The organism is Sphingobacterium sp. B29 (genome assembly GCF_001952815.1).
Taxonomy (GTDB): Bacteria; Bacteroidota; Bacteroidia; order Sphingobacteriales; family Sphingobacteriaceae; genus Sphingobacterium; species Sphingobacterium siyangense.
This window is the reverse complement of the sequence record NZ_CP019158.1, coordinates 4,302,502-4,324,409: the sequence shown is the minus strand read 5'-3', so window position 1 is coordinate 4,324,409 and position 21,908 is coordinate 4,302,502. Positions and strand designations below refer to the sequence as shown.

Annotated in this window: 27 protein-coding genes; 15 read left to right on the top strand and 12 right to left on the bottom strand. The window is 37.4% G+C overall.

Features of this window, described 5'->3' with window-relative positions; genetic code table 11:
- Positions 1–14: 14 nt before the first annotated feature.
- Positions 15–1,751: a HAMP domain-containing sensor histidine kinase gene (locus BV902_RS18580; protein WP_075993223.1), complete on the top strand. Its 1,737-nt coding sequence runs from the start codon at positions 15–17 to the stop codon at positions 1,749–1,751.
- A 123-nt stretch (positions 1,752–1,874) separates the two neighbouring features.
- On the opposite strand, the gene BV902_RS18575 is transcribed toward BV902_RS18580, so the two are convergent.
- Positions 1,875–2,876, bottom strand: a complete 1,002-nt coding sequence (locus BV902_RS18575) for an aldo/keto reductase (protein WP_075993222.1) — start codon at positions 2,874–2,876, stop codon at positions 1,875–1,877.
- Between the two features lie 82 nt (positions 2,877–2,958).
- Positions 2,959–3,867 (bottom strand): helix-turn-helix domain-containing protein, encoded by a 909-nt coding sequence (locus BV902_RS18570; protein WP_075993221.1) that lies wholly within the window; start codon positions 3,865–3,867, stop codon positions 2,959–2,961.
- 183 nt (positions 3,868–4,050) lie between these two features.
- On the opposite strand from BV902_RS18570, the gene arsC reads away from it, so the two are divergent.
- Positions 4,051–4,401: an arsenate reductase (glutaredoxin) gene (gene arsC, locus BV902_RS18565; protein ID WP_075993220.1), complete on the top strand. Its 351-nt coding sequence runs from the start codon at positions 4,051–4,053 to the stop codon at positions 4,399–4,401.
- Positions 4,402–4,727: 326 nt separating this feature from the next.
- On the opposite strand, the gene BV902_RS18560 is transcribed toward arsC, so the two are convergent.
- The 3 genes from BV902_RS18560 to BV902_RS18550 form a co-directional block, all read right to left on the bottom strand.
- Entirely contained in the window at positions 4,728–5,354 is a 627-nt protein-coding gene (locus BV902_RS18560; protein ID WP_157626138.1) for a hypothetical protein, read from the bottom strand.
- Between the two features lie 166 nt (positions 5,355–5,520).
- Positions 5,521–6,078, bottom strand: coding sequence for a DinB family protein (locus BV902_RS18555; RefSeq protein ID WP_075993218.1), 558 nt, complete (start codon positions 6,076–6,078; stop codon positions 5,521–5,523).
- A gap of 51 nt (positions 6,079–6,129) precedes the next feature.
- Positions 6,130–6,654, bottom strand: coding sequence for a Crp/Fnr family transcriptional regulator (locus tag BV902_RS18550; RefSeq protein WP_075993217.1), 525 nt, complete (start codon positions 6,652–6,654; stop codon positions 6,130–6,132).
- A gap of 224 nt (positions 6,655–6,878) precedes the next feature.
- Between BV902_RS18550 and BV902_RS18545 the strand changes: the two genes are divergently transcribed.
- From BV902_RS18545 to BV902_RS18530, 5 genes are all read left to right on the top strand, one after another.
- The gene (locus BV902_RS18545; RefSeq protein ID WP_075993216.1) at positions 6,879–7,526 is read left to right on the top strand and encodes a hypothetical protein; all 648 of its coding nucleotides are present in this window, start codon (positions 6,879–6,881) and stop codon (positions 7,524–7,526) included.
- A 33-nt stretch (positions 7,527–7,559) separates the two neighbouring features.
- Positions 7,560–8,318: a DUF1266 domain-containing protein gene (locus tag BV902_RS18540; RefSeq protein WP_075993215.1), complete on the top strand. Its 759-nt coding sequence runs from the start codon at positions 7,560–7,562 to the stop codon at positions 8,316–8,318.
- Positions 8,299–8,478 carry a hypothetical protein gene (locus BV902_RS27415; protein ID WP_157626137.1) on the top strand — a complete coding sequence of 60 codons (180 nt, stop codon included), beginning with the start codon at positions 8,299–8,301 and terminating at the stop codon, positions 8,476–8,478. Before BV902_RS18540 ends, BV902_RS27415 begins: the two co-directional genes overlap by 20 nt.
- A gap of 29 nt (positions 8,479–8,507) precedes the next feature.
- Positions 8,508–9,002 carry a hypothetical protein gene (locus tag BV902_RS18535; protein ID WP_075993214.1) on the top strand — a complete coding sequence of 165 codons (495 nt, stop codon included), beginning with the start codon at positions 8,508–8,510 and terminating at the stop codon, positions 9,000–9,002.
- Between the two features lie 89 nt (positions 9,003–9,091).
- Positions 9,092–9,538, top strand: a complete 447-nt coding sequence (locus tag BV902_RS18530) for a hypothetical protein (RefSeq protein ID WP_075993213.1) — start codon at positions 9,092–9,094, stop codon at positions 9,536–9,538.
- 1 nt (position 9,539) lies between these two features.
- Here the strand turns inward: BV902_RS18530 and BV902_RS18525 are convergent, their stop codons facing one another.
- A complete protein-coding gene (locus BV902_RS18525) occupies positions 9,540–9,986 on the bottom strand; it encodes a hypothetical protein (RefSeq protein ID WP_075994864.1) in 447 nt (148 codons plus the stop codon).
- Positions 9,987–10,293: 307 nt separating this feature from the next.
- Between BV902_RS18525 and BV902_RS18520 the strand changes: the two genes are divergently transcribed.
- Positions 10,294–10,728: an SRPBCC domain-containing protein gene (locus BV902_RS18520; RefSeq protein ID WP_083663671.1), complete on the top strand. Its 435-nt coding sequence runs from the start codon at positions 10,294–10,296 to the stop codon at positions 10,726–10,728.
- Between the two features lie 45 nt (positions 10,729–10,773).
- Positions 10,774–11,559, top strand: a complete 786-nt coding sequence (locus BV902_RS18515; protein ID WP_075993212.1) for an alpha/beta fold hydrolase — start codon at positions 10,774–10,776, stop codon at positions 11,557–11,559.
- 34 nt (positions 11,560–11,593) lie between these two features.
- On the opposite strand, the gene BV902_RS18510 is transcribed toward BV902_RS18515, so the two are convergent.
- A complete protein-coding gene (locus BV902_RS18510; RefSeq protein ID WP_075994862.1) occupies positions 11,594–11,794 on the bottom strand; it encodes a YqaE/Pmp3 family membrane protein in 201 nt (66 codons plus the stop codon).
- Between the two features lie 286 nt (positions 11,795–12,080).
- Between BV902_RS18510 and BV902_RS18505 the strand changes: the two genes are divergently transcribed.
- Positions 12,081–12,284: a hypothetical protein gene (locus BV902_RS18505; RefSeq protein ID WP_145327083.1), complete on the top strand. Its 204-nt coding sequence runs from the start codon at positions 12,081–12,083 to the stop codon at positions 12,282–12,284.
- A 111-nt stretch (positions 12,285–12,395) separates the two neighbouring features.
- Here BV902_RS18505 and BV902_RS18500 read toward each other — a convergent pair whose 3' ends face one another.
- Positions 12,396–12,941, bottom strand: coding sequence for a hypothetical protein (locus BV902_RS18500; protein ID WP_075993210.1), 546 nt, complete (start codon positions 12,939–12,941; stop codon positions 12,396–12,398).
- Between the two features lie 247 nt (positions 12,942–13,188).
- Between BV902_RS18500 and BV902_RS18495 the strand changes: the two genes are divergently transcribed.
- Positions 13,189–13,635, top strand: coding sequence for a GNAT family N-acetyltransferase (locus tag BV902_RS18495; protein ID WP_075993209.1), 447 nt, complete (start codon positions 13,189–13,191; stop codon positions 13,633–13,635).
- Positions 13,636–13,695: 60 nt separating this feature from the next.
- Here the strand turns inward: BV902_RS18495 and BV902_RS18490 are convergent, their stop codons facing one another.
- Together BV902_RS18490 and BV902_RS18485 are read right to left on the bottom strand one after the other, a co-directional pair.
- The gene (locus tag BV902_RS18490) at positions 13,696–14,148 is read right to left on the bottom strand and encodes a DUF1569 domain-containing protein (RefSeq protein ID WP_075993208.1); all 453 of its coding nucleotides are present in this window, start codon (positions 14,146–14,148) and stop codon (positions 13,696–13,698) included.
- A gap of 75 nt (positions 14,149–14,223) precedes the next feature.
- A complete protein-coding gene (locus tag BV902_RS18485; protein WP_157626136.1) occupies positions 14,224–15,267 on the bottom strand; it encodes a transglutaminase-like domain-containing protein in 1,044 nt (347 codons plus the stop codon).
- A gap of 707 nt (positions 15,268–15,974) precedes the next feature.
- Between BV902_RS18485 and BV902_RS18480 the strand changes: the two genes are divergently transcribed.
- Complete coding sequence (locus BV902_RS18480) at positions 15,975–16,508, top strand: hypothetical protein (RefSeq protein ID WP_157626135.1); 534 nt, start codon at positions 15,975–15,977, stop codon at positions 16,506–16,508.
- A gap of 265 nt (positions 16,509–16,773) precedes the next feature.
- On the top strand, positions 16,774–17,913 hold the full coding sequence (locus BV902_RS18475; protein ID WP_075993206.1) for an acyltransferase family protein: 1,140 nt from the start codon (positions 16,774–16,776) through the stop codon (positions 17,911–17,913).
- A 530-nt stretch (positions 17,914–18,443) separates the two neighbouring features.
- Here the strand turns inward: BV902_RS18475 and BV902_RS18465 are convergent.
- Together BV902_RS18465 and BV902_RS18460 are read right to left on the bottom strand one after the other, a co-directional pair.
- Positions 18,444–19,127: a dihydrodipicolinate reductase C-terminal domain-containing protein gene (locus BV902_RS18465; protein WP_075993204.1), complete on the bottom strand. Its 684-nt coding sequence runs from the start codon at positions 19,125–19,127 to the stop codon at positions 18,444–18,446.
- A gap of 140 nt (positions 19,128–19,267) precedes the next feature.
- On the bottom strand, positions 19,268–20,323 hold the full coding sequence (locus tag BV902_RS18460) for an SDR family oxidoreductase (RefSeq protein ID WP_075993203.1): 1,056 nt from the start codon (positions 20,321–20,323) through the stop codon (positions 19,268–19,270).
- 73 nt (positions 20,324–20,396) lie between these two features.
- Between BV902_RS18460 and BV902_RS18455 the strand changes: the two genes are divergently transcribed.
- Positions 20,397–21,200 carry an AraC family transcriptional regulator gene (locus tag BV902_RS18455; RefSeq protein ID WP_075993202.1) on the top strand — a complete coding sequence of 268 codons (804 nt, stop codon included), beginning with the start codon at positions 20,397–20,399 and terminating at the stop codon, positions 21,198–21,200.
- 118 nt (positions 21,201–21,318) lie between these two features.
- The gene (locus tag BV902_RS18450) at positions 21,319–21,906 is read left to right on the top strand and encodes a DUF6624 domain-containing protein (RefSeq protein WP_075993201.1); all 588 of its coding nucleotides are present in this window, start codon (positions 21,319–21,321) and stop codon (positions 21,904–21,906) included.
- Positions 21,907–21,908 lie beyond the last annotated feature (2 nt).

Here is a 21,908-nt window from a genome sequence, read left to right as displayed (position 1 = left end):
AAATTGTGAATAAGATGAAAATAAAAACGAAACTTACCTTTGGTGTAGGATCACTTTTTCTCATGATCTTTCTACTTGCCGCGCTGAGTGGTTGGTATGTAAACCGGTTAAAAAAGGATACCGCAAATATACTGACAGCGAACTACAATACGCTGCTGTACGCCAAGAATATGTTATTGGCATTGGAGGAAATTCCTGTTGAAAAAGCTGCTTTTAACAACTTCCAGATTAATCTTGACAAACAACGGAAAAATGTTACCGAAGTCGGAGAGCAGCAAACAACAAACGCAATTGCCAAACATTTTTTAAAACTGCGAGATAAGCCCTTAGATGTTACTATTGTCTCGTCTATCAGAAAGGATATTGCCTTGTTAATGGAACAAAATATGACGGCAATTTCTCGGAAGAGTATTATTGCGGATCGCACTGCCGAACATGCAATTTTGGTCATTTCATTTGCCGGGGCGCTCTGTTTTATCATTGCTTTTATATTGCTGGTCAATTTGCCGTCCAATATAGCTGATCCCATTGCGAAATTGACAGCGAGTATTCGACAGATTGCAGGACAGAACTACAAAGAGCGTATTCAGGTACAGAGCGGTGGTGAGTTTGCCGAACTCGTCGCTTCATTTAATTCCATGGCAGAGAAACTTGAAGAATACGCTGAAAGTAAACTTGAAAAAATTTTAAAGGAAAAAAGACGAATTGAGTCTCTTGTTGATCATATGCATGATCCGGTGATAGGCTTCGACGAAGAGCGACGTGTCATTTTTGTCAACGAGGAAGCACTTCGCATCACAAATCTACATAAAGATCAACTTCTCGGAAGATCTGCTTTAGCGGTTTCAGATGAAAATGATCTTGCTAAGGATATTTTTAAAGATCTTTTTCTTCCTGTAGAAAAACGTGAAAAAAATGCTGTTAAAATTTATGCAGATGATAGAGAAAGCTATTTTGAAAAAGATGTTATCGATATCAATGTTTTGCCTACGGGTGAACTTGAGCCAAAGTTTATCGGGCAGGTGGTTATCCTAAAGAATATTACGCCATTTAAGGAACTTGATCTTGCAAAAACAAACTTCATCGGTACTGTTTCGCACGAGTTCAAAACACCTATTGCGGCGATTCAGATGGGGGTTCAATTGTTGGAAAACGAGCAAATAGGTCATCTGAATACCGAGCAGCTCACGTTGTTAAATGGAATAAAAGATGATTCTAACCGCTTGCTTCAAATAACCGGTGAACTGTTAAATATGACGCAGGTTGAAAGTGGTTCTATTCAAATTAACTTACATACGACAGAAATACAGCCTATTATTGAATATGCTATCATGGCAAATCAATTTGCTGCGAATCAAAAAAATATCCACTTTGTTATCGAGGTAGGACCTAATGTGAAAGCTATATTTGCTGACAATGAGAAAACGGCCTGGGTTCTTACAAATTTTCTTTCCAATGCAATACGTTACTCCCATGAGGATTCGCTTATTCGTATCGCAGTGGAAAACAGCGAACTTAAAACAAAATTTATCGTTACCGACAGTGGGCAAGGGATCGAGCCGAAATATTTGGATAAAATATTTGCGCGTTACTTCCGTGTGCCAGGGTCAAAAAAGGGTGGAACAGGACTTGGTTTAAGTATTAGTAAGGAGTTTATAGAAGCGCAAGGTGGCGAAATTGGTGTTGAAAGTGATTATGGCGCAGGAAGTTCTTTCTATTTTTCGTTGCGTACCGCAATTTCCGATAATTAATACCATATTAAGCGATTCGTAACTGTTCCTACAGCATATCATGACAATAGAACAAGGACGGATGAGAACAATTTTTGAGATTATAAGCGGCGCCAGCAAGCCACTTATAATCTCAAAAATGGATTAATGGTTGACTAAAGCCATAGCGCCTTCGCTGTATCGTGCTCCGATATTGGGGTATTTATGAAGTATCTCATCTATTTTTTTTAAATCATCATGCGATAATTGTACATCAAGGGCACCGACATTTTCCTCCAGGTATTTTCTTTTTTTAGTTCCTGGAATAGGAATGATGTCATTTCCCTGTGCCAGTACCCAGGCTAAAGCGAGTTGTATTGGACTACAGTTTTTATCTTTTGCCAGTAGGGAAAAGTCGGCGACTAAATGTGCATTGTTCAATGCATGTTCACCTTGATTTCGAGGTAAGGTTCTTCTAAAGTCGTCCGAAGCAAGATCTTCTAAATTTAAAGAATTGGAAAATAATCCACGCGCTAGAGGCGCATAAGGAATTAAACTTATCCCCAATTGCCTTACGGTGTGTAAGATTTCTTTTTCTACATCACGTGTAAGGAGCGAATATTCGCTCTGTAAAGCAGCTATAGGGTGTACGGCATTTGCTTTAATGATTGATGCGGGAGATGCTTCGCTTAAACCCAAATACCTCACTTTTCCTTCTTTAACCAATTCTGCCATAGCGCCTACGGTCTCTTCGATAGGAATATTGGGGTCTACGCGGTGCGCATAATAAAGATCTATGGTATCGATTCCAAGGCGTTTTAAACTTTTTTCTACCGCTAATTTTATCCATTCGGGCGAGCCATCGAAATAGGTGTTTGCCGTACCACTTGGACCTGCTATTTCATCTTTAAAGCGAAATCCAAATTTTGTTGCAATAAAAACTTTGTCACGGTTGGGAACAAGCACTTTTGAAATAAGTTCCTCATTGGCTCCGTTGCCGTACATATCCGCGGTATCCCAAAAATTAATGCCGAGGTCCAATGCTCTTTCCAATGTTGCAATGCTCTCTTTTTCGTCCGTAGGTCCGTAAGCAAAGCTCATTCCCATACAACCTAATCCAATCGCAGAGAGTTTTTCATTTGTTGTTCCAAGATTTCTATATTTCATAATGATTACATTTTGTTCAATACAAAAGTACATATGGAACAAACGAAGCGAGTTAAGACAATCAAACAGATTGTTATACAATTCAAACAGTATTGCTTCGGACTTGGTTTGGAGACATCCCGGTTTGCTTTTTGAAGAAATTGGTAAAATAGGATGGATATTCAAATCCTAGGCTGTAGGCAATATCCGATACATTCCAATTGGTATGCAGCAACAAAGCTTTGGCTTCTTGGACCACACGGTTTGCAATATGTGTACTGGTGGTTTTGCCTGTGGCTTCTTTTACCGACCTATTGAGGTGATTGATATGAACCGAAAGCGCATGCGCATAATCTGCTGGGCTTTTCAATTGCAGGCTAAGTTGAAGGGTATTGATTGGAAATTGTCTTTCTAACAGCTCAAGAAATAGCCCCGATACCCTGGTCGATGCATTGGTATAAGATCCAAAACTCGCTGCGGGACTCGATTTCATCGTTTCATGAATTAGAAGATGTAGATAACTTCGCAACATATCATCTTTATGGATATAGCTCGAGTTCATTTCAACCATCATCTTTTGGAAGATTGTAGAAATTTCTGCTAATTGTGTTTCATCCGGAAAATAAATCGGGTTGCTACCTATCTTGAACAGGGGAGAGTCTTTTAGACTTTCTATCCGTTCACTATGCTGTATAAATTCCTCTGTAAATACACAATACCATCCGGATTGTTCTGAGGATTCGGGCTCCCAAGCATATGGAACAACCGGATTCGCAAATAACATGGCAGGTCTATCGATTTGTATCCACTTATCCGCGTAATATAGTTTTCCACGCCCTATGATAAGGGAGGTTTTATAAAAATCGCGGCGATTGTACGGAGAGACGACAGTACAGGATTCCCTGCTGAAAACATTGAAATGCCCAATTCCCGTATTATTTAGCGGCAAATCCAGATGAGTTAAACCTGGTTGCCTTTTGTAAAAATCTGTTACACTTTCGGCTGATTGCATATTACTAAATTAAAAAAAGAGAAACAATCCTACGTCATAAACGGATCAGTTTCTCGAAAATGAATTCGAATATTTGGTTAGCCAATGGCATTTTATTTGAACTGTTTGTGATTTTGTTACTATTTTTGAGGGTATCCAATAATTGATTTTTTATCACAAGGATATCCTTTACATATTGCGACCATGATTAAAATTTATCATAATAAAAATTGTAGTAAGAGTTGTAATGCATTGGAACTGCTACAGCATCAAGCTGTGGATATAGAAGTACAGGAGTACTTAAACGATGTTCCGACGAGAGGCCAATTGATTGAATTATTGGGTCAACTTGCTTTAAAACCTTTGGAACTTATCAGAAAAGGAGAATCGGTCTTTCAGGAAAAATTCCAAAATCTTCACTTAACAGATGAGCAGTGGATCGATGTGATGCTGGAGTATCCGATCTTGATTGAGCGCCCTATCGTTGTAAAGGACGGTGTAGCAGTAATTGGTCGACCTATTGAAAAAGTTTTAGCACTCATTGGTGCTAAGTGACGATGCTGGCTTGATTGTTATATTTCTTGATTGTATGAAACATTTTTTGAATATAGCTGCATCTGTGTTGGATGTACTTAAATTTTTTTTTTCTAATCACTAATTTTGGCTTTTTTTGAACGGTTAAAGATATCTCCTATGATATTATTTTAATCGACATGATTTAGTGGGTTATTCTTTTAAAGAGGACATTTATACTTGTAACTTTAATATTAGCCGTTTGCTGTGCATACGTTTGTATGACCCCAATGGAAACGAAGAATAGCATGATCGTCCAGGTTTTCATATTTATTTTAAAGCTCAAATGAAAGGATGAATTTTTGCATTTACCGTTTATTTATTAGTCCTGCAATATGTTCTTTAAGGTCATTGGTTGATTGTAGTCCAATGTCCGAAAATTGGTAATCATTTAGCATAAATTGGTGGAAGGTATCTTGTTCCAACAATATGGTTCTACCTTTTGAAAGGTTATAAATTTTAGTGTTAATTACGCTAATATCATGGTTTTCTTGCGTAAATGCGATAAAATCAATACGATAGTCATCCCGTATTAAGGAGCCCTGGCCAAAATAGTCGGGGTGGTTTCTAGAAACATTTCCCGCGTAAATTTTATTCGTTTGAGCTAAAGTCATCATTGACTCCTGCGAGGTTAATTTAACGACAATATTGCAGAAAGAATAATATTCCTTGCCATGAGGAGATTTGGTTATACTAAATGTATAAATGATATAATTATCTGCTCCGATCGATAATGAGTCTACGATCACTTTGGTTCCTACAGCCTGATAGGGTTTGACGTGGAAGTTGAAATTTTGTAGCGGTAAAATGTTGGCCTGCGGAGGTACCTTAGTATTATCTTTTTCGAGAAAATAGTTTGAATCTTTTACTTGTCCAAAACTATTTTGAGTAAAGCAAATCAAGAAGACGATCCATATTCCTATAATTCTATGCATTGTTTTTATTTTATTGGTTATCTGATCTTGCCAAAATAAACACATAATCTATATCATGATAGGGCTATTCGGTCAATATGGGGTTTACATCGGTTAGTCAATATTATTTATCGGTAAGCCCACATGCTTTTGGTGTATATGCTGTGGGCTTCTTTAGGACCCTATTTTAATGTTTTGTAGTTAACGATAAGATATTCTTTATTTGTACAATATGCCTGGTATTGTGATGAATAATAAAACGAAATATATCTCCTAAACGGAGCTGTATCCAGTTGCTGAAAGATAGCCTAATGCGAATTTTAGTTAAATCTTTTGACCTTGCCTTATCGAGTAGATGAAGTAGTCTATTTTGCTGTTCTAAAAAAACTGGAATCGGTTCGGCGCTCTGCATAAGATTTCTAGGATCCATTTTTCGAAAAGTTTTCATCTTTTTTTCCTTATCATTTGGTAAAATAGAATTAGCAAAATAGTTCCCTAAAAAACCACTTTTGAAATCAACATTGTAGCCAAAATTGCTTTCGGATATTTTTTTTGTGATTTCAGGTAAATAGAAACTTCCGTACAGATTCAGGTGCTGTATGCATTCGAGGATATTCCAGGACCCTTCATGAGGTCTTTTATGTAATGTCTCCTGAGAAAGGGCTTCTAGGGAATTGACAAATGATATATGTTCCTGTACTTGCTTTTCCAGTTGATCAAGTAGTTCTAATGATTTATATTTCATCTTTTTTTTGATAAAATACTCGAAAATAAATTGGAAAAAAATTGATTTAACTCAAGATTTACTGATTCTTGATAAAGTTTCGGGACTCATTCTAAGATAATTGGCGATATGCTTATTCGGAATTAGTTGAAATAATCTAGGATTTCGTTTAACGAGTCTTTCATACCTGTTTTTTGGGGATTCCAGCAATAGATCTCGTTCTCTTTCAAGCTGCTGTAATACCAACTGTTCCAAGATAGTGATATATAATTTTGTGTTTTCTGAAGTGGAATAGATAAAATTCATAAAATCTTCCTTCTCGGCGATTAGCATATCTGTTTTCTTTATTGCCTGAATTGCATAATCCGAGTAGCTACCATGAATAAAAGAATCCATAGCTACAATGAGATCTCCATCATATCCAAAGCGAATAATCTGTTCATGATCTTCCTGAAAAATAGAGATTTTGATGCTGCCTTTTTTTATGAAATAAATCTTTGAATCAATCGAACCATTCATTTTAATGTATTCGTTCCTCCTAAAAGAAATTTCTTTTTTAAAGATTCGAGGTGATATGAGATCTAACAGCTTATGCATACACGTTGGATTTAATTGAATCATTAAAGGTCTTCGAAATTAGCGATTGTATTGCTGTTTTCAAATATTGATTATTGAGCTACAAATATCGCCAAGTTTTGACCTAATATGGGTTCCAGATTTATCGGTTGAATAATTATGTGCAGATTTACGGTATTAAATGAAAATATGGAATATGTTTTCACGATTTTACAGATTTAAATACTTCATTAAATAATTTTAGTTTGAAAAGAGTCCTCGTTATCCTGTTCATTTTGCTGGTTTCATTTTTAATAGCGGCGTTTTTTATCAAAGTCAATAAGAGGGAAACCTTGCTCTATAAGATACAGCAGTGGGTTACCTACGATACAGCAGATTGGGAAAATTATGAAAACAATAAACAGCTACTTGCCGCTGAGGCTACCGAAGTAACGACGACTGAAGTGGCAGCTGTAGAAGATGATCTATATCCGGTTGATACAAATCGCATATCTCCAGAATCTAGGGCTTTAGAAATCGAAAAAATTAGAAAGACAGATTTTGGACGATTAGTAATAGCGAAGTTACCACCGGATCATGAGGATGCACAAATCGCATTAATTCATCTCACGGATCGTAAATTGACCGATGTGATAATCAATCAGAAGATTAATATTAAAGTTGGAACTTGTTTTGAAAACCTAAAAACAGCAGGTAATTATCGTTGCGTGAGTTGTATGATTTTACTTTACAATCGAGAGAAGAAAAGTTGGGTGGAGGCTCCAAACGGTGAAAATTTCTTGAAAAATGCCTATGATTTTTACCAGGCGTCTGAAGGAGATATTTGGCAAGCACGAGACTTGTCCATGAGAATCCCCTATGATTATGCACTTGTAGCAAAATATAGTAAGTAAGATTTCTTTTAAGTAGTTAATATCAATACCGTTATGTTTAAATTTTTAAGAGAATTATTGAATGCGGCAAAGGAAGGTGTGCATGAAGCCAAAGATGAAGTTACTTTGAAAGCCGAAGAGGAAAAAATGGCGGAGAGTTTAGCAATTGATAACAATATACTTCTGGATATTCCTTATGAAGAACAGTTTGGAAATGCATTAGGAGCCGCATTTAGAGTCATTGTTTTTGGGGACTGGTTTACGGTATTCGGCAGTACGGGAGATGATGGAAGTTATCCGATTCACTTATATCAATTTGGAAATTATCCCAAAATTGATCAATATAGAAGTGATTTTATCAAATTGTTAAAAAGAGATTTTGGTATAACAGATACAGACAGCTGTCTTGAAATGTTGAGTTCATATTTTACATTACTTGGAATCGAAAAGACCGGGACCGCATTGGAAGGAAAAAACAGCAAGATCGATACAGCCGTTTGGGATATCTCCAAAGTAGGGGTAAATGCCTTTGTTGTTGCTGTAGCAAGTCATATTACGACATCCGCAACGGACGTTGGATATCTATCAAAACCTGTGGCATTAGATGTTCTCAAAAAGTTGTCAGTATATGCGAAAAAGCATTTTAGTGATTGGTTGCTATTTTCCGATCAATTTATGAAAGGAGAAGATCAAGTTGGGTTAAATAGTAAAATTGGGAAATCTTACTTGAAAAGGTATATTGGATATCTTAAAGAAAAGAAAGGAAGTCCCTGGAATAATGTCGCATGGTGGAATGGTAATCATTCCGTCTGAGTATTATCTCATGTGGCCTTCACATCCACTACATCTTACGGCTATTGATTTGCGCTATCAATTGGAACAACAAATTGCTCAGAAAGAACTACGCGACCATAGCTATTTCGAAGGATTAGATGCTATCGAGATGAAGGGGAAATTCCTATGTTCTGTCTGATTTGTGTCAGTTAATTTTTTTTGCGAAAAATGAATTCTAAAGGCATTGTTTTGGTTATCAGTTGTATGTTGATCGTTGTCGTGTTGACAGAAGTCTATAAGAAAACTGTAGCTGAAAATTATTTATACGGTGTTAAAAAAAGCTATGAGATGAATGATCATTTTGAAACAGATAAATTAAGAAAACTGTCGTCACGACCCTTTCTATTTGGTATAGAAGATAATCTGTTAAGTGACGAAGATTATTTTTTTGATGAAAATTATTTTTATGCTGTCGGTCGAAAAGGCGGGGCAGGTAGATCCTTTAGGTTAGTGGATATCATTGAACTTCGTAGGACATCGACTCAAATTAATAATCACTATATCTGGCAAGTTGTCGTTCAATTGGATAGTAAGGGACAGTCCATTTTCAGTTTTACGCATAACTATTCCCTCTGGAATAGAAATTTCTATGTTTTTTATCAAAAAATACGAGAACTAAATCCACATGCAATCAAATCAAAATGGAGTTTGTGGACGATGTAACAAATTCAATATCAACGGTTGAATGTATAGAAAAAGAAAAATGGCTAAAACTGTAATCTAATTGCTTTTGTTATCCTAAGTAAAACGTTATGGGTAAATTACGATTAGTAATCATGAATGTGTTGGCTGTTTTTCTGTATGGAGCTTGTCAATTACCTCAGCGCCCGCCACAGTCCAGTACAAATGAATCTAAGCACAGGGCACAGGAATTACCTTCTAACATAACCTTTTTTGGTGGTGGAAGATCTAAGGAAATGAATATGGTATCGGGGAAAACGGATACTATTTTCATTTCAGTCCATCAGGCGGATTCGGTTCTTATCAAAATAAAAACTCCCACGGATACAGCCAATGTACGAATTAGTCAGCTTTTTATGCCCGATGGTTCGGCTGATGGCCCCTTTGGCCAAGAGTTTGCCTATAGATTTAAAGATGTTGGCCAATATCATATTACTGTAAATGAGAATAAAATGATAGGGAATCATTACTCAGGACCATATGTAGTACAAATTGTGCCAATAGTTCAATCTTTCTAGGCTACTCAACATCACCTGTGTACTTAATCGTATTATCCACGTAAAGAGCTGATTTTTTAGCATCATATTTATAGTTATCCTTTTGGTAAATGTCGTTTTCGACTTTATCCAGGATAATGGTTTTTTTACTGTCATCAGGTAAAAATAATTCTACCTTTGATTTATCCTCGCTAAGGACAACAAAGGCACTAATGACAGCTTTCCCTTCTTCTTTCTCCGTTGGATTCAGGCGTAAGCCAATATTAAAGACCTGGATACATCCTTGTTTGATCTCACTCCAAGTTTGTCCCGCCGCGACTAAACAACCGTGCTCATCCTTGCTGCCGCCGATCGACGGAGTTGCTTCCTTGCTTTGATCAGTTGTTTCTTTTGATTCGCTGTTCTTGGGAGCATTGTTACAGGCTGTAAAAGTAACAAGGCTCATGACTATAAATGCTAATTTTCTCATTTGAATCGGTTTTTTATATGTTCTCTCATGTTCACACAATAAATATACCATAGTCTTCTGTTTATTCAATAATTGACTTATTACGGTAGGCTTTCATCCTTTTCTTAAATATAGAGTGAAGCTCCGCTGTATAGCAGAAAAATGTGTGTAGCGTAAGTCAATATTGTCATAGGACAAGTCGAATTTCTGTATAGTTTATTAATATTGTGATGCCGCTCGATGCAATCATTTATCTCAATATATTGAACGGAATGATTTTAAGCCAGTGTAGATAGACAAAAGTATTCTTATCATTTAAAAACATCGTATGAAACGTAAAGATCGTCCTGTCAAAAATTTGGTTTCGGTTATTTTAGTTGAAAAGCCACTAGCCGATGTTTGGAAATACTGGAATGATGCTGATGCAATTATGCAATGGAATATTCCATTTGACGATTGGCACTGTCCTGCTGTTCATATTGACTTTAGGGAAGGCGGGATGTTTAATTTTAGAATGGAGCAAAAAAATAGCCGTGAGGGATTTGATTATGTAGGCGTTTACGATGAGATTATTTGGATGGAATACATTGGAAGTATCAGTGGAGGGAGAACCTGTGTTGTTGAATTTCAGGCGATTGATAACAATACAATTATCCGGGAAACTTTCGAACCTGATACATTTACACCTTTGGCCCTACAACAGTCTTTTACAGATGGGGTCTTGCTGAGTTTTAAAAAATTTATAGAAAACAAATCGCTGTAAAAGCGTGTTGCTACTGACAGAAATATAGACTTTATAGGATAAATTATGCGTGAAATAGAATCGAAAAGCGGTTATGCACCTGCAAATGGAATAAAACTTTACTACGAAATATTCGGCACAGGAAAGCCTTTAGTATTGATTCATGGCGGAGGTTCCTCTGGCTACGCTGATTTTGAAGAGACAGTAAAAAGATTGCATGACCAGTACCAGTTGATTGTGATAGACCTGCAAAATCATGGAAGATCCGAACACAGAACCACTCCCGAAACCTTCGAGCAGGATGCGAAAGATATTTCGGCTGTTCTTGACTTCTTTTCTATCGAAAAAGCTTCATTTTTCGGTTTTAGCAATGGAGCGACAACACTTTTGAAATTTGCGACGATGTATCCGGACAAGGTGGAAAAGCTGATTGCTGCATCGGGAAATACCAAAAGAGAGGGGCTTTTAGATGGTTTTTTTGAAAGTATGGAAGCTTCAACAATTAACGATATACCGCCTTTTCTCAAAGAAAATTTTATGAAGCTGAACCCAGATCCAGAGAAATTTCGAAATATGTATGAAAAAGATAGCCAGCGCATGATAAACTTTAAAGACTTCGAAATGGAATCCTTAAGCCTTTTGACCTGCCCGGTATTTTTGATAGGGGGAGACCAAGATGTTGTAAAAACGACACATCTAGCTGCCATGCAACAGCAGATTCCTCATGCCCGACTGCTTATTTTACCGGCTAATCATGGGAACTATATGATGGCTGATTTTAATGGCGATGTAAATGACCAACTGATCGATTTTACACTAGGACAAATACAGCATTTTTTGGCACCCAATTGATACCTGTTCAATCGATTAAGTTCGCGCCAAAGGTTTATCGATAATTACGCATATTACGTTCCATCTTACGTATGCGCTGTTCGTTTTTTCCGTCAACACGAGATGCAACCGCCCAAATGGCTGCGGGTATCCAACCCAGTATGGTCATCTGTAGGATCAAACAGAGAATGCCACTTAGAATCTTACCGCGTAAGAAAAACGATAACCAAGGAAGTAAGACTGCTATTAATATCATAAATAATAGGGTTATAAACATTAAAATACAAAAGTACGGTATTCACCATTAAAAATCGCGAATAATATCAATTAAAGCAAATTAAGTTATTTTTTTGTTTGGTTGTAATGTGTTGATAATTAATGTGTAGTAGTTTTGTGTTGGTAGAATAGGTAAATGTTAAGAAAACTTAAAATATGCCTTCCGACAGATGAATTTTAAAATTTTAAGGAGGTGTGGCACCAATGTTGATGTTCCCCTGTCGAATATTTTAGATGCAGATTACATAGAATAAATGACGGAAAACATGGGAAACAACAATAGTATTATTGAAAATTTAGACAGCAAATATCGTGGATATCTAGAGGATGAGGGGAAATGGCTCAATGATGGATTTAAGAATATTTTCATCGATGGGGAACCAAGTAAAGCAAATCTGAAAACCTCGGTTTATCTTATGTTACCCCAAGAGATCAGAGAATATGTCGATCAGTTGTTGCCCAACGATTGATTATAAATTATACCCGCAAATCGTTCAAAGTAAAAGTTTACTAGAATCAGTTTTTTCTGATTTTAGTAAACTTTTACTTGTTTAAACAGGGGAGAGCAGACCACATCTCCATTAAATACCATATTCTTTCACGGTTTGGCAAATTTGCTCTTTTTGTTTTCGGCTTAATACGTTCAACATGGTAAGGATTTCTTTACCTTGAAAAGTCTCAAGCTCAAGTCTAGGACCCAACCAATTGCTTTCAATAATACGGATATTAACGATTTGAATGTAGGGCACGAATACCAGCGCATCCAAATCTGCTAAAGCCCACATACTCCCGGTCTTCTTTTTAATCCGTTTAAAATACAATCCTTTTTTATCTGTTCGGGCTCGGATGATCTTCCTACTGCTCTTTAGAAGAAGGCAGCCGCCGATAATAAAAGATAAGTGGAGCAACAACATAAATAATGAGACTAAAAAGCGAAATACATCTTTAAAGTCAAGTACCATGGCACTGAAATTCTCTTTAAATGAATCATTCGGATGATAACCGATGAAACATGTAGATATCCCTATTAAAATCAAGATACTACCGATGATAATGGATCGCCAATTGGGTAGGTAATAATTAATAAAGGTTTCACTGTCTGTGGCTGCTAATTTTCTCCTTTTCATATCTAAATATAGGGACCTTATAAATTGACCGTACAGAAGACTTACAATTCGTTCAGAAGCATTTATAATTCGATAACTATTGTTATAAAGGCATGAAGTCTGTTTTTGAAATTATTATGAACTTGTTTATTGGTCGCGTCGAAATCCATGTTACGGAAGATTGGACCACTGTACATCTGCTATCTGGATGAGGTCGATACGAAAGAGTTGCGATACATTTGCACTATAAATCAAACTATTTAATGAAATGAATTATAACATTAGAAAGGCAAGTCTTGAGGATCTTGACCAAGCAGCGGCGTTATTCAATCTTTATCGGATTTTCTACAGACAGGAATCGGATTTGGAAAAAGCCAAAGAATTTTTGAGGGACCGATTTTTGTACGGAGAGTCAGAAATCTTTTTGGCAATTCAGGGCGAACAAGCTGTTGGTTTTGTTCAGCTTTATAAATTGTTTCATTATACTAAATTGCAGCGACAGTGGTTGTTGAGTGATCTATTTGTGCATCCTGATCACCGGAGTAAAGGTCTTTCGGTTCGGCTTATAGATCGTAGTAAAGTCTGGTGTGAAGAGACTGGAGCTTGTGGTCTGATGCTTGAGACCGAGAAAACAAATGTTATCGGTAATAGTCTTTATCCGAGGTGTGGATTTGAATACGACGGCATGCATAACTATTATCATTGGTGGCGATAACCTTAATTGGATCGTCAGGGCACTTCTGCGCCTGGCGATCCAGTTGGCAACTGAGATTAATTAGACGGCAAATTGTGTCAAATGATGATCCAGGTGTTTATAAAACATGTTGTTCCACTCCCAGCTTTTCAGCTTGCCGAAAGAATGGGACTCCTTCCCATCAAAATAATTTTCGCCCAATTCCAGCGTTTTTCTAATGTAATCGATTAACCTACGTTGCTCGATCTCGAAATCACGTCTGGATGTTACCAGAAACTCTGTAGCAGTAGGGTTATTTCTCTTATAAGGTTTTTCATTGACCACCAGATTCTTTACAAACCATTTTAGTAGTAGTTTCTTTAATCCAGTAGGCTTAGGATGCTTGTCTTCATAGATTAATTCATAGGTCACGTTGCAGTGGGCTAACATTTGATCGACAGTCATTTTACCCCATTGGGCACTGCTGTCTGGATTAAGATTTTGAATCCGTGCTATCACTTCATCACTCACTGTTTTGTCAAAAATATTTTTCATAATTTAAATGCTAATTGGTTTTCAGGTTGCTGGAACTTTGGTTGGGGATGATAACGTACGAAATAATAATCTATATTAATTGAAGTATAATATCACATTTAAAGGCTCATCTTTTACAGTTACTTTCTTTTCGGTGGGCCCATTTTTATTGCTGTACCTCAAGGTATAAGACTGATTTTTTTTCACGATAAATGTTAAATAATCATTCGCATCCTGCAGTTTAGTTGCGGTCGAACCACCGCCAATTTGATCATTTCCTTGAAAGATATCTACATTGCATTTTGTTCTGCCTTCCGGTTGACATTGATCGTTACTGAGATACATGGTTACGTTTAGACGGGTGTAAGATTTGTCGTTCAATTGTTGGCTATATTGCTGATTGAATAGATCAATATAGCGCTGGGAAACATTATCTGCATATACTTCTGTTTCGCTCCATGCTGGGAATGAGGTAGCTGCCGGTTTGTAGGAAGCCGCATAAATGGAATGTTCCTTGCTATTCGGATCGGCTTTCCCTGCGTCGGCCAAAAACCAGCTGTAATTTAGGTCTTTGTCCGGATAATATTCAGTAAAATACCATTTACCATTCATCCATACCTCGACCCAACTGTGGTTACCACGATTGTCATGCCAGTTTGGTGTACCTGCAATCCGGGCCGGTATACCTACTGATCGCAATGCATCGATCAGTAAAATGGATAATCCGGTACAAGATGCCATCCCTTGGCTTATCGATTCAGATGGATTTTGATCTGCTTTTTTTCGTTGGGTGTTGTAATCGACTTTTACTTCATCTCTGATATTCTTATTTATGGCTACAATGGCATCTTTCATCGTTTTGCTATTTGTTACATATTTTGAGAAACGATCGTAGAAATCACCACGCCAGTCGTCTAGATCTTCAGAAAATACACGATAGGGCAATACCTCATTTAGAAAAATAGAATCTGGAATTTCCTTAGCCCAGGAAAATGTTGATTTTGCCTGGTAAGCCTTTTCAATATTATGGATAAGATGATCACTCTTAATCGTCGTTAAATCATTCTTAGGCATATAAGCTATGAGAAAAGCCGCGCCTTCACGCATTTCTTTGGGCAGTTTCTCTAGTACTTTTTCCAATTCATTACGATTCGTGCCGGCAGCTTTTAGTCCATTTTTGACCGGTTTTTGATACTGACTTGGTAAAGAGGAAAGCTTGAAATCTTGTGCAGATGCTTTGAAAAAAAATGGCTGTAGATAAACAGCAGAAAACTAAAGAAAATACCTTTTTAAACATAATATACGCTTGCTTGTTCTTTATCTATTTAAATTAACACAATTTGTATATTTCAAACATAGATAAATTGATTTTTATATGCAAAAATACGTTTTATAGTCTGACTCGTAACTTAGAAGCCCAATTTACATAATTTCTTCTTTGACAGCCCGTGAGCCTCTGTTCTAGCCCGATAGCTACCTGCATTGGGACAGAGCCGTATCACAGTCCCTGTGAATCCGAGATGAATCCGACATTCTCTTGGAGTGACAGCCCTTTATTAAGGTGGACTCAACGTGGATCCAAAGCGAACGAGGTACGACGATGTACTTTTGGATTGCGCTGCACTTCTAAAAAGTCAAAAGGTGTTAATCCCGCACAATTTCATTTGCAAATGAATACAAATTTATTTTAGTTTGAAGATCTTTACGGCAAAGTAAAGATCATAACCCAAAAAATAATTTGAATGACAATTCCGATGAAGCCGTTTCATTTTCTATATTATAGTGTATGCTGTCTGATCCTTTTATCTGGTATGCTGTATTCCTGTCAATCGCAAAATCCGGATCGGGTGATACTTGAAAAATTGGATAGGACCTTTAATGCATCCAAATTTTATGGCCCCAAAATAAAAAGGAGTGAAGAGTTGCTGCATGCGGACGTTAAAAGTATGGATAAGAAAGAGTTGAAAGAAGTCTTTGAAACCGCCATATTTAAAAAGGATACGCTTGCTATTTTTAATTCAGAAGGGAGTCTGCCAACGTTATTTTATATCGAGTCTACCGCAGCTTGGGGAACACGGAAATTAAAGCCAGTTAAAGATTTCGGTTACCGTTATACAACTGTTTCTTACAATGAAGAAAAGGATACTTTAGCTGTATTAAACGGAGTTTCTTTTCCAGCCTTGACTATGGCAGAGGATAAAAATGGTGAATTGGTTTATCTATATGCACTGAAGACTTCAAAAAATAAAGATGATTTTCAAAATATTTACAACTATCTACAGAACTCGTTTACAAAATTGACGCTTCAAGATGATGCGGGAAGTGGTATAAAAGGTTGGGAAAATAAAGACTTTTACTATTTTCTACATAAAAAAAAATAGAAGGGAAGAACAGATTTTTTCGTTTGGAGAAGATGAAGTTGACAAGCCGACGACTACAGACATCACCGATATCCGTTTGGAAATTTATTCTAAAATTTACATCCAAAATATGCAAAAAGAGCAGGTTTACTTACCGGATTATATTCCCATTATCAAATGACAGATGTAGATAATGGGTAACCGTCAAACTTGTTACAAACCTGCATAAGCGAATTTGTTTATATTTACTTCCTTGTAAAAAAATCAATCAAATCGTTTTATTTTTATGTCAGATACTCAAATACCGACTTCCGCTTATGCAGATACCAAACCACATTATGCTGTACTTGATGGGTTACGTGGTGTCGCAGCTATTACAGTGGTTTGCTTTCATATTTTTGAAGCCTTTGCAACGAGCCATTTAGATCAGCGAATTAATCATGGTTATTTGGCGGTCGACTTTTTCTTTATGCTTTCAGGGTTTGTTGTGGGCTATGCTTATGATGATCGCTGGAAGACGATGACAACAAAAGAATTTATCAAACGAAGAATAATACGTTTACATCCGATGGTTGTTATGGGAGCGATCATTGGAGCGGTTATGTTCTATTTTCAGGGTTGTTCTGTTTGGGATGTGACAAAAGTGACATTTTCTTCGCTGGCAATCGCAACCCTATTGAATGCTTTGTTAATTCCTGCGATTCCGGGACATGAGGTGAGAGGGCTTGGGGAGATGTTTCCATTAAATGGACCAAGCTGGTCGTTGTTTTTTGAATACATCGGTAATATCCTGTATGCATTGGTCATTCGAAGATTTTCGACCAAAGCATTAGCCGGACTCGTTATTTTATTCGGAATAGGTTTGGCTGCATTTGCGATATTGGGACCCTTGGGAGATATCTGTGCCGGTTTTTCACTCACAGGAACAGAATTTACGGCAGGTTCACTTCGACTTTTATTTTCTTTTACAGCGGGTCTATTTCTATCGAGGATATTTAAATCTTTAAAGATCAAGGGGGCATTTTGGATTTGTAGTTTGATCTTAGTACCTCTTTTGGCTATGCCGCGCATTGGTGGGGCCGAGCATTTATGGATGAATGGTCTGTACGATACATTATGTTGTGTTGTTGTTTTCCCTTTGCTTGTTGTTTTAGGAGCATCTGGCAAGGGAGAAAGCGGTATTACAAGTTGGCTTTGCAAGTTTTTAGGCGATATATCCTATCCTTTATATATGGTACATTATCCCTTTATTTATCTATACTATGCTTGGGTCAAGAATGAAAATCTGAGTTTTGAAGAATCTCTGCCGGGAGCAGCAGCTGTTGTGATCGGAAGTATTGTGCTTGCATACGGCTGTTTGAAGTTATATGATATCCCCGTGCGGCGATATTTGTCAAAACGATTTCTAAGATCAAAAGGGAAATAGCAGTCGGCAAACTAATCCTATATTTATTATAAAATAAAAAAACACCAATTTATGGTGTTTTTTTATGCATATTACGTAGGACAGTGACCTGTACACAGAGAAAATATCGTGACATGTTAAATAACGCTTGAATGTCAGTCTTTTTCAAAAAAAACGTTGTTATATTTCGACGAATAAAATACCAAATAGAAGCCTAAAGGACTTCGGTACACCGTTGGATCTGACGCAAGAAGTCCCATAATAATCTTATTTTTTTAAGATTTTTGGGCTAGCGATCCATTGAAAAAGTTGAGACAAAGAAAAAAGTAGAATTGCGCCACCGATGAGAGATAAAATTGCGTAACCAAAGAAGCGTCTTTCTGTGAAAATTCCGCATAACATTAGAATTACCAGCAGTGGTAGAAAAATAAAAACAATGAAAAAATTGGCCCCAAATCCCATTTTATAAATTGTTGTGGCTTCGAAGAAAACCAAATGGATTCTCTTTTACTCCTCTTATAGAAACCTACTATCTAAATTGAAAGTTTTAACTAAAGTAGCCCCATAGCGACCAAATCCAACACCGTATGCCTTCTGTTAGCTAATTTATTCTTGACACATGCTTCAAGGATTTTTTTGACACCATTTGAATAAGAATCATGTCCGAGGACCTTGGTCTCAATTTTAATTTCATCATTTTTATCTTTGATCACAATCTGATGGTAGGCATGCTTTTCTAAGTAGGCAACGGGAATATTTATTTTATAAGCTTGCGTTTTCGCATCGCGAATGGAGACAACACGCTCATGAGCGACCTGTAAAGAGTTGGCGATATGATAAGCTGTACCTGGTTCAGTATTCTTGGAGGCCTGATGAGACTCTGTAATAGATATTTCATAGTCTTTGAAATTATGACCAAATTGTTGAAGCATATGGAGCGTTTTTAGCAAAAGTATGGAGGTATTCGGGCAAATAACAAGTGGAAAAGCAGTCTCAAGCTTTTCGGTCTCTAGCCCCGTCGACAGTTCAATTAATACCGAACCCGTACGTGCACAAAAATCAAGACAATCTTGTAACTCCCGGCCAGATCCGGCATGTATAACAATAGATGGAGATGTCGTTGTAATGGATGGTTGCCAAGGTGAAACTTCTACATTGGGAATGGAATAATCGGCTTCCAGTATTGCGTTTGCAAGTTTTCCTGATCCTACTACAAAGGCTTTTTTTGTATTCATATTGCTTGTTTTATCAAAATATCCGCTATCCTTCTGACTATGAATCGATAAAATGATACCGGATGAATTTGTAATGAAGTAAAGGTTGTGCTTGAGCTAGGTAAGTTACAAAAATAGACGGTAAAATTTAATCTTTGCTATTATGGAATTATTCTTTTTTCACGCATTTCGTCAAAGAGCTGATAAAACATTTGTTCAGTATCGATAAATTCATGGAAACCGAGCCGCCTTGCCTTTGTGCCGTCGGCAAAAAAATCATAATCCCAAGAAAAGACAAAGTCGCCAAAAGGCCAAGCTGAAACCTGCGCATAGTTATAGCTTAATGCATGCTCTTCTTTTAATTTTTGCCATACAGGCTCCTTATCTGCCATCATTGTTTCGAGCGATAGCGGGATCGGGTCAGCACTTTTCATATCAAAATAGGCTGCTAATTTGGGCCATAGTTCCTTCCAGCGGAAGAGATCGCCATTGTTAATGTTGAAGGCTTGATTGGCCGCTTGTGGATTGGTCGATGCCCATACCGTTGCTTTGGCTAATAGTGTTGAATCGGTCATTTCCATCAATGTCTGAAAAGCGCCAATTTTTCCTGGAAACCGAAGCGGAATACCGAGTTCTTTTGAGATAGAAGCATATACAGCAATGAGCAACGCTAGATTCATCGGATTATTGGGAGCCGTTCCACCAACAACGGACGGACGGATCGCCGACCAAGTCCATTTCTTACCTTGTTGCAGTTGTTCGAGGTATTGCTGTTGGCTGGTATTGAATTCAGGTGGCATATGTCCGGCATCTGATTCTTTGGCCGGCGTCTTGAAAGGGCCCAGGTGAGCACCGTATACTTTATACCCCTGCATTAAGCTGATGTGTTGAAGATTACCTGCTATTGGTTCCACCACAGTCAAAACATTGCTTAGCATTCTCATATTGGGCTCTACCAGCTCAGCCCAGGTCGGCCTATCCTGATATGCAACATAGTAAATATGAGTGACTGAATCCAAGTTGCCTAGTTTTTTGATACAATCGGCTATATCTAATAAATCTACGGCAATAAAACGAACCTTATTCCGATCGGCATTTGTTCGTCGTGATAAACCTATAATTTCCCATTCTTCCGTCTTTTCAAGGTAGTCTATGAGATTGTTGCCTATGACGCCATTAGCGCCCACAACTAAAGCGGTGTTTTTTCTAGTCTTCATCTTTATCTATTATTTATAAGGCCAAAGTTAGTTGGAAGCCTGGTGGGGTTTAATGTAAAAATCCAACATAATTATGTATATTTCTGAAATGAAACGTTATCGTCAGTTTGAACCGGTGCTTATTTCAGGATTTAAGATGCTCGAATGGAACCATCCCGAACACAATCACAATCATTACGAGTTTATTTTTATTCGGGAGGGTGTCGGACGACATATCGTTAATGGACATTCATTTCCATACGAGGCTGGAACGATCTTTCTACTTGGGCCAGATGATCAGCATTATTTTGAAATCGAACAACTCACACATTTTGTTTATCTTAAATTTACCGACGCCTACCTTGGTCGTGACACTTCGGGTGCTACGCCCGCAATACAACAGCTGGAATATATCATAAAAAGTAGAGAAACCCATCAGATGGGGTTTCAATTAGCGGGGGAAGATAAGATGGTGATAGAACAGATCTTTGATATACTCCTTTTATTTAAGAAAGATCAAATCGGAAATCAGGAACTTATTTGGTTGCAATTATTCAGCATTGCACATGTTCTGCAGCGAAATATGCCTGAATTGCGTCGTAGTAGTACCAAAAGTCGCGATCTGCAGGCTATGTTTTGCTATATTCATAAAAATATTTACGATCCCAACTGTCTGCGGATACAAATGATGGCGGAGCACTTTAATATTGCCAACGATTATCTCGGTATTTATTTTAAACGTCAGGCAGGGATTACCTTACGGGACTATATTCAAAACTACCGCAGTACATTAATACGTCAACGAATAGCAGTAGGAAGAGTTACCTTAAAGGAAATTGCTGCTGAATTTGGGCTGACCGATGTAAGTCACCTGACTAAGATTATACATAAAGCGTAGTCTATTCCCGTCGAAAGAAGTAGTTGAGATTAATAGCTTATGAATATAATGGGTTACCGACCCAGGCGGAAAGGATTTAGAGAAGTAAAATACGTAGTAAAGATTTTAGAAAATTGAGATGTTATATAGAAATATTGCGGAAGAGATTATCCGATTAGCGCAGGACGACGAATCAATGCGGGAAAAGTTATTACAGAGGGGAGAGCTTCATGGTCGATATCATGCGGAGATGGAAACAATTCACCAACGGAATGCAGAAAGACTACGTGAAATCATTGCCGAAATAGGTTATCCAACTATTTCAAAAGTCGGCGAAGCGGCTAGCAATTCAGCTTGGCTGATTGTTCAGCATGCGATAGGAGAACCTCAATTTATGCAAGATTGTTATCAGTTGCTTCTTGATAATATTATGGACATCAATCTCGCAAATCTGGCTTATTTGCACGATCGAATTCAGGTTTTCAAAAGTAAGCCGCAACGTTATGGGACACAGTTAAGCAGCGGTGGCAGTATTTATCCCGTTGAAGATAAAAGTGCAATAAACAGCTTGAGGAGCCGAATGAACCTTTTACCCCTTAATCCTATAGAAATGAATAAAATTGAACATGTGGAGCGAATTCAATTACTGGATCAGGAGAATGACACCTACAATGAGTGGCGAAAAAAAAGTTGGCTGGGTGAATTGATTTTTCGACATTTTTTGTAGAT

Coding starts and splice junctions, on each gene's coding strand:
- BV902_RS18580 (WP_075993223.1), top strand. CDS start 15: ATGAAAATAAAAACGAAACTTACCTTTGGTGTAGGATCACTTTTTCTC.
- BV902_RS18575 (WP_075993222.1), bottom strand. CDS start 2,876: ATGAAATATAGAAATCTTGGAACAACAAATGAAAAACTCTCTGCGATT.
- BV902_RS18570 (WP_075993221.1), bottom strand. CDS start 3,867: ATGCAATCAGCCGAAAGTGTAACAGATTTTTACAAAAGGCAACCAGGT.
- arsC (WP_075993220.1), top strand. CDS start 4,051: ATGATTAAAATTTATCATAATAAAAATTGTAGTAAGAGTTGTAATGCA.
- BV902_RS18560 (WP_157626138.1), bottom strand. CDS start 5,354: ATGCATAGAATTATAGGAATATGGATCGTCTTCTTGATTTGCTTTACT.
- BV902_RS18555 (WP_075993218.1), bottom strand. CDS start 6,078: ATGAAATATAAATCATTAGAACTACTTGATCAACTGGAAAAGCAAGTA.
- BV902_RS18550 (WP_075993217.1), bottom strand. CDS start 6,654: ATGCATAAGCTGTTAGATCTCATATCACCTCGAATCTTTAAAAAAGAA.
- BV902_RS18540 (WP_075993215.1), top strand. CDS start 7,560: ATGTTTAAATTTTTAAGAGAATTATTGAATGCGGCAAAGGAAGGTGTG.
- BV902_RS27415 (WP_157626137.1), top strand. CDS start 8,299: ATGGTAATCATTCCGTCTGAGTATTATCTCATGTGGCCTTCACATCCA.
- BV902_RS18535 (WP_075993214.1), top strand. CDS start 8,508: ATGAATTCTAAAGGCATTGTTTTGGTTATCAGTTGTATGTTGATCGTT.
- BV902_RS18530 (WP_075993213.1), top strand. CDS start 9,092: ATGGGTAAATTACGATTAGTAATCATGAATGTGTTGGCTGTTTTTCTG.
- BV902_RS18525 (WP_075994864.1), bottom strand. CDS start 9,986: ATGAGAAAATTAGCATTTATAGTCATGAGCCTTGTTACTTTTACAGCC.
- BV902_RS18520 (WP_083663671.1), top strand. CDS start 10,294: ATGAAACGTAAAGATCGTCCTGTCAAAAATTTGGTTTCGGTTATTTTA.
- BV902_RS18515 (WP_075993212.1), top strand. CDS start 10,774: ATGCGTGAAATAGAATCGAAAAGCGGTTATGCACCTGCAAATGGAATA.
- BV902_RS18510 (WP_075994862.1), bottom strand. CDS start 11,794: ATGATATTAATAGCAGTCTTACTTCCTTGGTTATCGTTTTTCTTACGC.
- BV902_RS18505 (WP_145327083.1), top strand. CDS start 12,081: ATGGGAAACAACAATAGTATTATTGAAAATTTAGACAGCAAATATCGT.
- BV902_RS18500 (WP_075993210.1), bottom strand. CDS start 12,941: ATGAAAAGGAGAAAATTAGCAGCCACAGACAGTGAAACCTTTATTAAT.
- BV902_RS18495 (WP_075993209.1), top strand. CDS start 13,189: ATGAATTATAACATTAGAAAGGCAAGTCTTGAGGATCTTGACCAAGCA.
- BV902_RS18490 (WP_075993208.1), bottom strand. CDS start 14,148: ATGAAAAATATTTTTGACAAAACAGTGAGTGATGAAGTGATAGCACGG.
- BV902_RS18475 (WP_075993206.1), top strand. CDS start 16,774: ATGTCAGATACTCAAATACCGACTTCCGCTTATGCAGATACCAAACCA.
- BV902_RS18465 (WP_075993204.1), bottom strand. CDS start 19,127: ATGAATACAAAAAAAGCCTTTGTAGTAGGATCAGGAAAACTTGCAAAC.
- BV902_RS18460 (WP_075993203.1), bottom strand. CDS start 20,323: ATGAAGACTAGAAAAAACACCGCTTTAGTTGTGGGCGCTAATGGCGTC.
- BV902_RS18455 (WP_075993202.1), top strand. CDS start 20,397: ATGTATATTTCTGAAATGAAACGTTATCGTCAGTTTGAACCGGTGCTT.
- BV902_RS18450 (WP_075993201.1), top strand. CDS start 21,319: ATGTTATATAGAAATATTGCGGAAGAGATTATCCGATTAGCGCAGGAC.